Origin of the sequence: Micromonospora humida (genome assembly GCF_016901255.1) — a bacterium.
GTDB lineage: Bacteria > Actinomycetota > Actinomycetes > Mycobacteriales > Micromonosporaceae > Micromonospora > Micromonospora wenchangensis.
The window spans coordinates 50,835-63,150 of the sequence record NZ_JAFEUC010000023.1; the positions used below are offsets into that span (position 1 = coordinate 50,835).

The window sequence follows — 12,316 nt, forward strand, 5'->3', positions numbered from 1 at the left end:
AGGTGGTGGAGGAACAGTTCCGGGAGGACGAGAGCGCCCCCGTGTTCTTCCTCAGCTACGCCCGCACCCGCACCCGACCCCGGGCGGTCGCGCCCCCGCGGGACAACAACAAGAAGGTCTCCCAGCTCTTCGTCGACCTCTCCGACCACGTCGTCGAACTGCTCGGCCTCGGCCCGGGCCGCATGGCCGGCTTCATGGACCAGATGCTCGACGGAGGGCAGCTGTGGACCGACGATCTCGCCTTCGCCGCCGGCCACTGCCAGGTCTTCATCCCGCTCGTCTCGCCGCAGTACCTGCGCAGCCAGTGGTGTGCCCGGGAGTGGGACGCGTTCACCCGGCGGCGGGCCGTACCCCGCCCGGACGCCGAACCGTCGGTGGGGGAGACGCCGGTGATCCCCGTCAACTGGTCGGTGGTGGACCGTCGACGGGTGCCCGAGGTCGTGTCGCGGCGGCAGATGTTCACCCCCACCCGGTTACCCTCGGACATCGCCCCGCAGTACCACGAGGAGGGCATCTACGGCCTGCTCAGCCTCGGCAGCAACGGCAAGGACGCCTACGACGCGGTGGTCTGGCGGCTGGCCCAGCGGATCGCCCGCGCGTACCGCACGCACTGGGTCGAGCCGGCGGTCACGACCGACCTGCGGCAGCTGCGCGACCGGTTCGAGGAGGACGGGCATGACCTGGTCTGACCCCTCGCCGGTCGGGACGCCCGGGCAGGAGACCTACTTCTTCCTCAGTTACGCGCACTCCGTCCCGCTGTCCGACGCCGCCCGGCCGGACACCGACTACTGGGTCGGCAAGTTCTTCCAGGACCTCGCCAAGTCGGTCCGGGAGCATCCCCGGCGCACCGTCGAGATCGAGGCGGGCTTCTTCGACGGCCAGGTCGTCCCCGGCGCCGACCTGCGCCGCACCCTCACCGACGCGTTGAGCCTCGCGCACGTGTTCGTGCCGCTCTATTCGCCGAACTACTTCCGCAACGCATGGGCGCTCGGCGAACGGGACTCGTTCCGCAGCCGGCTGGTCCGGCTGCCGGCGGGGCACGCCGACCGGCACGTGCTGCCGGTGCTGTGGATGCCGCTGCCGTCCTGGGAGGACCGCCCCGAGATCGTCCAGGCGCTCTCGGTGACCGACCACCCCGACCACCCCGACGACCGCGCCGACTACGCCGAGAACGGGCTGCGCGCGCTGTGCAAGCTCAGCGCCTACGGCCCGCAGTACCGGCGGCTACGCGACGCGCTGGCCGACCGGATCGTCACGGTGACCGAGCAGCAACCGCTCGCCCGCTCCCGGGCGGCGGCCCTGATCAGCAGGCCGGTCCCCGACGGTCCGGGCGCCGCGCTGGTGGTCACCACCCTCGCCGCCGACCAGGCCCGCTGGCGGCCCTACGGCGACCAGCACCAGTTGGCGGTCGCCGACTACGTGGCCGCGACCGCCGAGCGGCTCGGTCTGCCCACCCGGGTGGTCGGGCTGGCCGAGGCCCGTGACCGGGCCCCGCACAGTCCGGCGGTGGTGCTGGTGGACGCCGGGGTCGGGGTCGAGGCCGCCCGCGCCGCGCTCGACGGGCTGCCGCAGTGGGTGGTCCCGCTCGTCATCGCCGCCGACCATGCGCGTGGCGAGCAGGCACCCGAGGAGATCGCCGGTACCTTGCAGAACGCCCGGTTCCCCCGGGTGTTGCCGGTGCGCACCATCGACGAGTTCGAGCGCTGCGCGCCGCTGCTGGTCACCGAGGCGCGCAAACAGTTCCTCCGGCACGGGCCGGTCGATCCGCCGGAAGGCCCGCACGATCCGAAGCCGAGCCTGGGGCCGGTCGGACCGTTCGACGTACGGCGAGGGAAGGCAGAACGATGACTCCACCCCGCGACGGCCAGGTCGTCACCTTCTACTCGTACAAGGGTGGCACCGGTCGCACCATGGCGCTGGCGAACACCGCCTGGATCCTCGCCGCGAACGGCCACCAGGTGCTCGTCGCCGACTGGGACCTGGAATCCCCCGGCCTGCACCGGTTCTTCGCGCCGTTCCTCGATCCGGACCAGGTCGCCTCCACCGGCGGCGTGATGGACCTGATCCTGGAGTACGAGTGGGAGAACGCCCGCCGCCGGCAGGCCGGCGACGACTCCCGCCCCGGCGACTGGCACCGCCAGTACGCCCGGGTCCACAAGTACGCCTTCTCGGTGAGCTGGGAGTTCCCCGGCGGCGGCACCCTGGACCTGCTGCTCGCCGGCCGGCACAACCCCGACTACGCCACCAGCGTCACCGGGTTGAACTGGGACAACTTCTACAACCGGCTCGGCGGCGCGCAGTTCTTCGACGCGCTGCGGGCGGACATGAAGCGGCACTACGACTACACCCTGATCGACAGCCGCACCGGCATCAGCGACGTCGCCGAGATCTGCACCATCCACCTGCCCGACGTGCTGGTCGACTGCTTCACCCTCAGCGACCAGGGCATCGACGGCGCCGCCTCGGTCGCCACCCGGGTCCGCGGCTACGAGGGACGCCGCGCCCGCCGGGTGCTGCCGGTGCCGATGCGGGTCGACGAGGGGGAGAAGACCAAGACCGACGCCGGCCGGGCGTTGGCCATGCAACGCTTCACCGGGCTGCCCAGCGGCATGACCGAGCTGGAACGGCAGGACTACTGGCTCTCCGTCGAGGTCCCCTACCGCGCCTACTACGCCTACGAGGAGACCCTGGCGACGTTCGGCGACGTGCCGGGCAGCCGGGGGTTGCTGTCGGCGTACGAGGCGCTGACCCGGCACATCACCAACGGCACGGTCGCCGGGCTGCCCCGGATGGACGAGGGGCTGCGCCGGCAGACCTTCCAACGCTTCGAACGCAAACCGGTGATCGTCGACGAGCTGATCGTGCTGCGGTACGTGCCGGAGGACCAGGCGTGGGCGGAGTGGGTACAGTCCGCGCTGCACGCCGCCGACCTGCGGGTGCTGGCCACCCCGCTGGGCGCCCCGGCGACGGTGCCGGCCGGCACGGCCTCCCGCGAGCTGCACCTGGTGTCCCGCTCCTCCCTGGCCGCCCGCCGGGCCCTCGGCGGCGCCGCGGGTTCCCCGGCGCTCGCGCTGCACCTGGACGACACCACCCCGTCGGTGGACACCCCGCCCGGCAGTTGGGCGACCGTCTACGAACGGGGCGCCGCGGCCGCCGCCGAGCAGGTGTGGGAGCTGGTCGGCCGGCCCACGGACGGCCGGGACCGGCCGGTGCCGGCGACCCGCTACCCGGGCGTCGAACCGCTCGTCTTCTACGCCCCGGCGCGCAACGTGCGGTTCACCGGCCGGGACCGGCTGCTGCTGACCCTCCGCGAGGAGCTGAAGACGGCGGCCCGGGAACGGGTCCCGGTGGCGCTGCGCGGCGGGGCCGGCATCGGCAAGACCCAGCTCGCCACCGAGTACGCCTACCGCTTCCACGGCGCCTACGACGTGATCTGGTGGGTGGAAGCCGACCCGGTGCAGTTCATCGACGTCCGCTTCGCCGACCTGGGCCGCCGGCTCAACCTGCCCGACCTGCAGAGCGTGCCGGACAACGCCCGGGCGGTGCGGGACTGGTTCAGCCACGGTGGCGGCCGGGGCGCCGACGGGCCGCCCCTGCGTTGGCTGATCGTCTTCGACAACGTCGACCAGTACGAGCACGTCCGGGACTACCTCCCCCAGGGCGAGGGGCACGTGCTGGTGACCACCCGCAACCCGGACTGGGGTGACCTGGCCCGCGCGGTCGACGTGGACGCCTTCCAGCGCGGCGAGAGCGTCAGCCACCTGATCGGCCGGACCAGCCGCCGGGGCATGACCGTGGCCGAGGCGCAGCAGGTCGCCGAGGCGGTGGAGGACGTGCCGATCCTGGTGGCGCTGGCCGGCGCGTGGTTGGCGGAGAGCCCGGACTCGGTCGCGACCTACCTGGCCGGGCTGGCCCGCACCGGCCCGGACAGCGACGTGTGGGGCCGCTCCCTGGCCGGCCTGCGGCAGCAGTCCCCGGGCGCCTACCGGCTGCTGCAGCTCGGTTCGGTGCTCGCCCCCGACATCGCCCTCGACCTGCTCTACGGCGACCAGGTGGCGAAGGTCATCGCCCCGCACGACGAACTGGTCGCCGCGCAGGTCACCGACCGGGTCTCCGAGCGGGACATCGCCGCCGCGCTGGTCCAGCGGATCAACCGGCTCGCCCTGATCAAGGTGGACCTGCACGCCCAGCGGGTGCAGATCCACCGGCTGCTGCAGGCGGCGTTGCGGTCCCGGATGTCCGAGCGGGAGCTGGCCGAGGTCAAGCACGACGTGCACCGCATCCTCGCCGGTTCCCGCCCCTCCGGCGAGGTGGACGACCCGGCCTTCCAGTCCGGCTACCGGCACCTGTGGCCGCACCTGGACGGTTCCGAGGCGGTGTCCTGCCACGACGACACGGTCCGGCAGCTGGTCATCGACCGGGTCCGGTACATCTTCCTCAACGGCGGCTTCGAACAGGGCGCACAGTACGCCCAGGACGCGGACAAGACCTGGACGACGATGCTGGAGGGGCTGTCCCCGGAGACCGGCGCCCACCGGTCGCTGCGTGTGCAGCTGCTCAACCTGCGCTTCAACCGGGCCAACCTGCTGCGCAACCTCGGCCAGTTCGAGCAGGCCCTGACCCTCGACGAGGCGACCCTACGCCAGCAGGAGGAGCTGATCGGCGAGAGCCACCCGTACACCCTGATGACCGCCGGCGGGTACGCGGCGGACCTGCGGGCCCTCGGCCGCTACCAGCAGGCTCTGGAGCAGGATCTGCGAACCTACGACGCGTCCGTGGAGGTGTTCGGGGAGGACCACCGGCGCACCCTGAACGCGGCCAACAACCTGGCCGCTTCCTACCGGCTCTCCGGCGACTTCGCCCGCGCGCTCGACATCGACCAGACGACCTACCGCAGGCTGCGGGTCGTGCTCGGCCCGGAGCATCCCCGGACCCTGCTCTCGGCCAACAACTACGCGCGTGACCTGCGGGAGACCGGGGACTACCGCGCCTCGGTGGCGTTGCTGGGGGAGGTGGTCGAGGCGTACCGCCGCGTTTTCGGCGAGGATTTCCGGCCCGTGCTCACCGCGCAGGCGAACCTGGCGACGTCGCTGCGCAGCACCGGCCGGATCGCCGAGGCGGGCCGGCTGCTCGACGACGCCTACACCCGGCTGCGCTCCACCGTCGGGCCGACCAACCCGGACACGTTGCTGTGCCGGTTGAGCCGGACGGCCAACCTGATGCTCCAGGGGCAGGGGGTGCAGGCACGCTCGGAGTTGGAGGAGGTGCAGCAGACCCTCACCCAGGTGTTCGGGGCACGGCACCCCTACACGCTGGTGTGTGAACTCAACCGGGGGGTGGCCCTGTGGGACGCGGGGGTGCAGGAGGAGGCGTACGCGTTCACCGTGGCCGCGGCCGACGGGCTGCGGGAGGTGCTGGGACCCGAGCATCCGTTCAGCATGGGCGCGGACAACAACGTCGCCGTCTTCACCCTCCTCACCGGGCAGGCCGAGGAGGGCCTCACCCGGTTGCAGGCCGTGGTGGCCCGGCTGACCGCGGTGCTGGGGGCCGACCACCCGGACACGCTGCGCAGCCTCGGCAACGTGGAGACGGCCCGGCAGGCGGCGAGCGGGGGAGTGGTCAGCATCGGGCGGATGCGGCTGGCGGACCGGCTCGCCGACCGGATCGGGCAGGAACACCCGAGCGTGGTGGTGCTGCGCGACGGGCGGTACGTGCGGCGGGTCCTCGACCCGCACCCCTACTGACCGGGCTGGGCGCCGATGAGCACATCAGAGTTCACCGGTGTCCCCGCTTCGCTCAGCCAGCGCAGGATGCGGGGCAGTTGTTGCATGGCGTCGAAATGGGCCGCGCCCGGCTGCACCTCGATCTCGGCGCCCGGAATTCGCTCGGCCAACCAGCGGCCGTGGCTGGCCGGGGCGAAGGTGTCCTCCGCGCCGTGCCACAGCCGCACCGGGGTGGCCCTGGTGTCGATCGCGTCGAGGTCGAACTTCCAGTTCCGGCGCAACGCCAGCACGTCGTCGATCCAGCCGTACGGGCCGGTGCGCAACGCCTCCTGGTAGGTGTCGAAGATGATGCCGCGCAGCGCCGCGTCGTTGATCGCCCGGCGGTCGGGGAGACCCATCTGCGTCATCAGGTCCCGCAGCAGGAACCGGGGGTCCTCGGCGGCTCGGGCGGCCCGCTGCCGGATCTCCTCCACCACGGCGTCGGTGTCCGGCCGTTCGGCCCCGAAACCCCGTTGGTTGTCGGTGTTCATGCCGTCGAACCAGTCCAGGCCGGTGGCGTCCGAGGGGGCAAGGCTGACCAGCACCGCGACCCGGCTCACCCGGCCGTGCAGGCGTTCGTCGGCGGCGCAGGCCAGCGCGTGCGGCCCGCCACCGGAGCGGCCGGCGACCGCGAACCGGTCCAGGTCGAGCTGGTCGGCGATGGCCTCCACGTCCCGCGCGGCGTCGGCCACGTCCCGACCCTCGAACCGCTCGGAGTCGCCGTAACCGGGGCGGTCGTAGGCGATCAACCGGATGCCCATCCGGTAGAGCACGATGCCCCGGGGTTTCGGCCCCCGCCGACTGCCGGGCGTGCCGTGCATCAGGAAGACGGGGAACCCGTCGGGAGCACCGGTCTCCTCGTACGCCACCCGCTTGTTGTCCGCGCGGTGGGCGTATCGCGGCCCAGGCTCACCTTCTCGGGTCACTCCAGCCTGCCTTCCGGTGCCACTACCAGCAAATACTCGCAACCCGCATCGAGCGGAAACGATGTTTTCGTCGCCCCCGTTCAGCCTTCGAGCCTAACGGTCGGGCCCGCCACACCGCTATGGCGAGCCCGAACAACGGGCCGGATCTGTCGGAAACGACACCTGTCGGCCCGTCCGTTCGGAACGTCCGGACGAATCGGCGGCGGCGTTCAGCAGGCCAGAGGTCGGATATCCGACGGCGCGTCGACCAGCGCGGCGCGCGGATCGGCATAGCGCCACTCCACCCGGTACTGCGCCCGCAACCGGGGCCGCGACACCACCCACTCGTACGCGATCCGCCCCTGCCGTTCCCGACCGTCCGGGCGCACCTCGGCGCTGCTCTCCGCGGTGAACGAGGTCTCGTTGCCCCAGACGGTGGGGCCCGTCTCGGCCGGGAAGTCGAGCCGGATCACCAGGTTGCGGGTGGGCAACCGGATGTCCCGTTGCAACCAGTCGCCGAACTTCCACGCCGGCACCCGGTAGGAGTAGTCCACCACGGTGCGCTGGCCGGGATAGAGCGGCACCGGGGTGCCCCCGCCGTCGAGCAACAGCACGATCTTGAGGAAGGCGTCCCGGCTGCGCCCGACCCGCCACCGCATCGGCTCCGGTTGGTCGACGCCGATGGTCGCCCGGAAGTCGACCTCGTCGATGGTGAGTGGATGGCGACCGTGGAAGACCGTCGACCGGGCCGGATCGTCGGGGAACCGGTCGATGTCGATCTGCACCGTGTGCCGGGTGATCGGCTCGGTGCCCACGCTGTGCAGCACCCGCCGGAACCGGCACTCGTACACCCCGTCGACGAGGGAGAGGCTGGCCTGCTCGTCCTCGATCACCAGATGCGACCCGGCCGGGGGCGGAACCGCGGTCGGGCCGAGCGGGGAACGGCGGCCCCCGGCGCCACGGCTGTCGGCGAAGGCGACGTACTGCTGCCAGATCCGGTTGCCGCTGTCCAACACCAGCTCGACCCGCCGGGCGAACTCCTCGGTGGGTTGGTGCCGACCGTTCTCGATGTGGCTGACGTACGACGGGTCGAAACCGGTGCGTTCGGCCAGCTCCTTCTTGGACATGCCCCGCTGGTGACGCCAGTGGGTCAGTTCCCGCACGAAATCCGCCGCCGCATCGTCCTGTGTGGAGCTGCCCATGCCCCCGTCCTCGTTGTCGGGCCTCAAGTCTGTCCCACCCGTGGCGTCCGCGCCAGGGGTCCCCCCAACCCGACGCCGCCCGGCGGCCCCTACCCGACCCGCCGCAGCCGCACCACCACCGCCACCGGCGCGGGCGGCAGGATGACCGGCATGGACACCACCGTGCACCGCTACCTCGCCGACCTGGTCGGCACCGCCCGGGACGTGCTCGGGTCGGATCTGGTGGGCGCCTACGCCGCCGGATCGGTGGCGCTGGACGCGTACCAGCCGGGCCGCAGCGACGTGGACGTGGCGCTGGTCTGCCGGGACGCGCTACCCCGACCCACCCGGCAGGAACTGGTCACCCGGCTGCGGCACGAGGCGCTGCCCTGTCCGGCACGCGGCCTCGAACTGGTCGTCTACACCCGTGCGGTCGCCGCCTCCGGCACCGGCGAGCCGGGCTTCGAGGTGGAACTCAACACCGGGGCGGCGATGCCGTTGCGGGCCACCCTCGACCCGTCCGAACGGCCCGCCGCCGACGGCCGGTTCTGGTACGGCCTGGACCGCAGCATCCTGCACCAGCGGGGCCACCCGCTGACCGGCCCGCCCCCCGGTGAGATGTTCGCCGACCTGTCCCCGGACGACCTGCGCACGCTGACGGAGGCGGCGCTGCGCTGGTGGCTGGCCCGGCCCGTCCCACCCGGGGACGCCCCCGCCCCCGGCGCGGAGGACGCGGTGCTGAACGCCTGCCGCGCGCTGGTCCGCCTCCGTGACGGCGACTGGCTCTCCAAGGTCGCTGCCGGCCACCGGGCGATCGCCCTCGGCGGCGACCCCGAACTGGTGCGTCGCTGCGTCGACGCCCGTGCCGGCGGCCCCCCGCCGACCGCCGCCGCGGCCCGCGCCTTCCAACAGCGGGTGCTCGACGAGATCACCGCCGGCTGACCGCGCGACGCCGCTGGGCCGGCCGCCGGTGCCGCTCCGCCCTCCCACCGTGACCAGCCGCCGGGTTCGCACAGCCCGCGCCGGTCCGTGTCGCCGCAGGCAGGCCGGGGGCGGCCCCTGACGGACCGCCCCCGGCCGGGTCAGCGCCGCAGCAGGGCGAAGACACCCCAGCCCAGGTACTCCCGCCGGTACCGGACGTGCCGCGGCGGGTCCTCGGTCAGCTCCCGCCGGAACGACCCGGCGAGCGCGTCGTCGGGATGCGCGTCCAGCCAACGGCGCAGGGTCAGCCAGTGCGCTGCGGCGTACCGGTCCCAACTGTCCTGGTCGGCGAGGACCATTTCGACCACGTCCCAGCCGTGCCCCTGCATGCGGCCGATCAGCCCGGGAAGATCGTCGAAGTCGTCCCGCACGGTGGCGTGGCACGCGGCGACGGTCTCCTGGTCCGGCGGTTCCCGCCGCCAGTACGGCTCCCCGACCAGCAGCATCCCGCCCGGACGCAGCGCCCGTGCCAGCAGGTCGATGGTGCCGGTGACACCTCCGCCGATCCAGGTCGCACCGATACAGGCGGCCACGTCGACCGGTACCGGGTGGACGTATCCGGCGGCGTCGTCGTGGACGAAACGGACCCGGTCGGCCACGCCGAGTGCTTCCGCCCGACGCCGGGCGGCGGCGGTGAACGCGGTGCTGATGTCGACACCGGTGCCCCGGACCCCGTGCGCGCGGGCCCAGGTGCAGAGCAGTTCACCCTTGCCGCTGCACAGGTCGAGCAGGGTGTCGTCGTGACGCAGCCGGATCACCCGGCCCAGGGTGGCCAGCTTGTCGGCGTCGAACGGGTTGAGGATGCGAAGGTCGCCTTCGCGGATGACGAAACTACGGTCGAGATCCATGTCGATGACTCCGGAGGTGCGTGGACGGACGCGGAAAGCGGACGGTCGGCACACGGAGCACGGGCACGGGACACACCTCGTTCGCTGGTCGTGGTGACGGGGCCGTCAGGCTACGTCCCCACCGGCCCGGGGCACAGCGAATTCGCCCCGGGCCGGACCACACGTCAGACGTTGGTCGGCACCTTGTCGGCGGGCGGTTCGGTGGCCGCCTCGACCGGCGGTCCGGCGGCGGGGCGGGCCGCCACCGTCGGGTACTCGGCGGTCTCCCCGCCCCCGGCGGCAGCCGCCATCACGGCGGCGGCAGCCAGGTCGGCGACCCGCTTCGCCTCCCGCTGCACGCGGGCCCGGACGTCCTTGGCGTGCCGCTCCACACTCTCGGCGGCCTGCCGGGCCTCCTCCAACCGTCGGTTCTCGGCGGTCAGGTCGCGACGCACCTCCTCCAGCCGCTGCCGGGAACGCGCCAACTCCCGCTCGGTGGTGTCACCCTCCTGCTGGATCTCGGCCAACTGCGCCCGGGCCATCTCCAGCTCACCCTGCACCTCGGCGAGGGCCTTCTGCCGGTCGCCGATCTCCCGCTGCACCGTGGCGAGCTGCTCCTGGTGGCTGCTGGTCTGCTCGTCGGCGCGCTGGCGGACCTCGGTGGCGTACTGCTGCGCCTCGGCGATCAACGCGGCGATCTGCTGCTCGGCGGCGCTGTGCTGGTTGGTCAGCTCACGTTCCGCCGCCGCCCGCTGCTCGGCCAGCTCCTGCTCGGCCGCGGCCCGCCGCTCGCCGACCTCCCGCTCCACCGTGGCCTGCCACTGGGCCAGCTCCTGCTGGCTCTGCGTCCGGGCCGCCTGGATCTCCTGCTGGATCTGGGTACGGGCCGCCTTGGTCAACGCCTCCGCGGCGGCCCTGGTCTGGGTGATCTGCTTCGCGGTCTGCTCGCTGATCCGCTTGGCCTCCTGCTGGGCCCGCTCGTGGGCGGACTCCCCCTCGGCCCGCAGCTTCTCGGCCCGCTCCCGGATCTCGGCCAGCTCGGCGTCGGCCGCCGTCCGCCGTTCCTCGTACGCCTTCTCCTGCTCGTCGCGGCGGGCGATTAGTTCCTCATCCAGGTCCCGCAGCGCCTGGGCGGTCCGCTCCCGGGCCTCGAGCAGCGTCTTCTCCGCCTCACCCTGGAGCTGGTTCGCCCGTTGGGTGGCCGTGTCGGTGATCACGGCGGCCTGCTTCTCGGCCAGGGCGAGGATCTGGTCCACCATCGGCCCGAGGTCACGGAAGGACGCCCGGTCCACCTGGACGGGGCGCTGGCGCAGCTCGGTCAGCTCCGCCTGCAACCGCTGGATGTGCGCGGTCAGGCCCTGGATCTGGCCGGCCGCCTGGACCCGCTCGGCGGTCAACGTCGACAGTGCGCCGTCCATCTGCTCGACGTACCGGTCCACCTGCCGCTTGTCGTAGCCCCGCAGCGCGAGCTCGAAGCTCGGCCGTGTCGACCCGTCGTCACGCGACGCGTACGACTCCTCCCCGGTGGACATATGGCGCCAGCCTCCGTACTCCTCGGTGATCCAGGTCGGCGCGGGCGACCCCACGCCCGCGATGGGGCGAAACACTACCGCCGGCCGGTGTCCCGGGCGACCGGGCCCCGGTGGGGTTCACGCACCGGTCCGGGCCGGCCAGCAGGTCCGCCGTACGCGATCGGGATCGGTGCCTGTCAGTCTCGTCGGCGCTGCGGCGACCGCGCGGTGCGGCAACCGGCAGCAGTCTGCCCACCGGACGGTGCGTCCGACCGTCGCCGAGCGGGTGACCAGGACAGTCACCCCGGGGCGGGCGGGGGTTCTCGGTGGACGGCGCCACGGGGGCGCCGCACGTTCCGGCGGAACCCGTACCCGAAGCCGGTGATCACCGGGAACAGGACCGGTACACCGGGGATGACGGCAGGGGTGTGGCCCTCTCCTTCCGGCACCAGAAGCTGCGCGCGCAGGAGGAGGCCGCGGTGCAGCCGGTGGCGGCACGAACTCGTGGCGTGGTCGTCGACGGTCGTCGCAGGTTCTGGCCGTTCGGCCAGTAGGAGTCTCATCCCAGTGGTCTTTGCGCAGCTCAGCCGCGAACGCCGTGCGGGCTGAACGGCTCGGTCGGGGGTGGTGGCACGTCATGTGACCGGAGACGCCCCCTGCGGATTTGACGATCATCTCGGCGGACGCGTAACTTTCTCTCCGTCAGCGCGGAACGGACGAAACGGGTCGAAAGACCTTGAGGCCGGAGCGCGGTCACTGATTCCGGGTGGTGCTTCCGGATCGGCCCAGGGGGTCGATGCGGCGGGGCGAAACCGACCGGGTAGAGTGAACAACCGGCAGGGAATCGGGCGAGTGCGCGGGAAACTGCGGCGGCCGTCCTGCGGGAACCCACGAAATCGCCGGTGTTAGCCGGGTGTGTTCGTGGTGTGTGGAAATTGTGGTGGAAGTGGTGCGGATCGCTGCAGAGCGGTTTGACATGGCGGATACCACCGGGTAACGTAGTAAAAGTGCCCAGCGCGGAAGCGAGGGGTGTGGTGAAGGAAATGCCCCAGGTCGGGGGTTCTGCTGTTGCGGGGCTTCCGGGTGGTGTGTGGTTGTTCTTTGAGAACTCAACAGGGTGCTTGTAAAGCCAGTGCCAATTGTTTTATA

At 72.3% G+C, this 12,316-nt stretch carries 8 protein-coding genes; 4 read left to right on the top strand and 4 right to left on the bottom strand.

Annotation, left to right across the window (positions count from 1 at the left end; genetic code table 11):
- Positions 1-2: 2 nt before the first annotated feature.
- From JQX11_RS31375 to fxsT, 3 genes are read left to right on the top strand one after another with little or no spacing between them, the layout of a single operon-like run.
- On the top strand, positions 3-689 hold the full coding sequence (locus JQX11_RS31375; RefSeq protein ID WP_204928535.1) for a TIR-like protein FxsC: 687 nt from the start codon (positions 3-5) through the stop codon (positions 687-689).
- On the top strand, positions 676-1,848 hold the full coding sequence (locus JQX11_RS31380) for a TIR-like protein FxsC (RefSeq protein WP_204928536.1): 1,173 nt from the start codon (positions 676-678) through the stop codon (positions 1,846-1,848). The genes JQX11_RS31375 and JQX11_RS31380 overlap by 14 nt, the downstream gene beginning before the upstream one ends.
- On the top strand, positions 1,845-5,744 hold the full coding sequence (fxsT, locus tag JQX11_RS31385; protein WP_204928537.1) for an FxSxx-COOH system tetratricopeptide repeat protein: 3,900 nt from the start codon (positions 1,845-1,847) through the stop codon (positions 5,742-5,744). Before JQX11_RS31380 ends, fxsT begins: the two co-directional genes overlap by 4 nt.
- Here the strand turns inward: fxsT and JQX11_RS31390 are convergent.
- Complete coding sequence (locus JQX11_RS31390) at positions 5,738-6,688, bottom strand: alpha/beta fold hydrolase (RefSeq protein WP_204928538.1); 951 nt, start codon at positions 6,686-6,688, stop codon at positions 5,738-5,740. The genes fxsT and JQX11_RS31390 overlap by 7 nt on opposite strands.
- Positions 6,689-6,897: 209 nt before the next feature.
- Positions 6,898-7,869 carry a helix-turn-helix domain-containing protein gene (locus JQX11_RS31395; RefSeq protein ID WP_204928539.1) on the bottom strand — a complete coding sequence of 324 codons (972 nt, stop codon included), beginning with the start codon at positions 7,867-7,869 and terminating at the stop codon, positions 6,898-6,900.
- A gap of 150 nt (positions 7,870-8,019) precedes the next feature.
- Between JQX11_RS31395 and JQX11_RS31400 the strand changes: the two genes are divergently transcribed.
- Positions 8,020-8,790, top strand: coding sequence for a nucleotidyltransferase domain-containing protein (locus tag JQX11_RS31400; RefSeq protein WP_204928540.1), 771 nt, complete (start codon positions 8,020-8,022; stop codon positions 8,788-8,790).
- 140 nt (positions 8,791-8,930) lie between these two features.
- Here the strand turns inward: JQX11_RS31400 and JQX11_RS31405 are convergent, their stop codons facing one another.
- Both JQX11_RS31405 and JQX11_RS31410 read right to left on the bottom strand, forming a co-directional pair.
- Positions 8,931-9,677, bottom strand: a complete 747-nt coding sequence (locus JQX11_RS31405; protein ID WP_204928541.1) for an SAM-dependent methyltransferase — start codon at positions 9,675-9,677, stop codon at positions 8,931-8,933.
- A 164-nt stretch (positions 9,678-9,841) separates the two neighbouring features.
- The gene (locus JQX11_RS31410; RefSeq protein ID WP_204928542.1) at positions 9,842-11,188 is read right to left on the bottom strand and encodes a DivIVA domain-containing protein; all 1,347 of its coding nucleotides are present in this window, start codon (positions 11,186-11,188) and stop codon (positions 9,842-9,844) included.
- Positions 11,189-12,316: the final 1,128 nt, after the last annotated feature.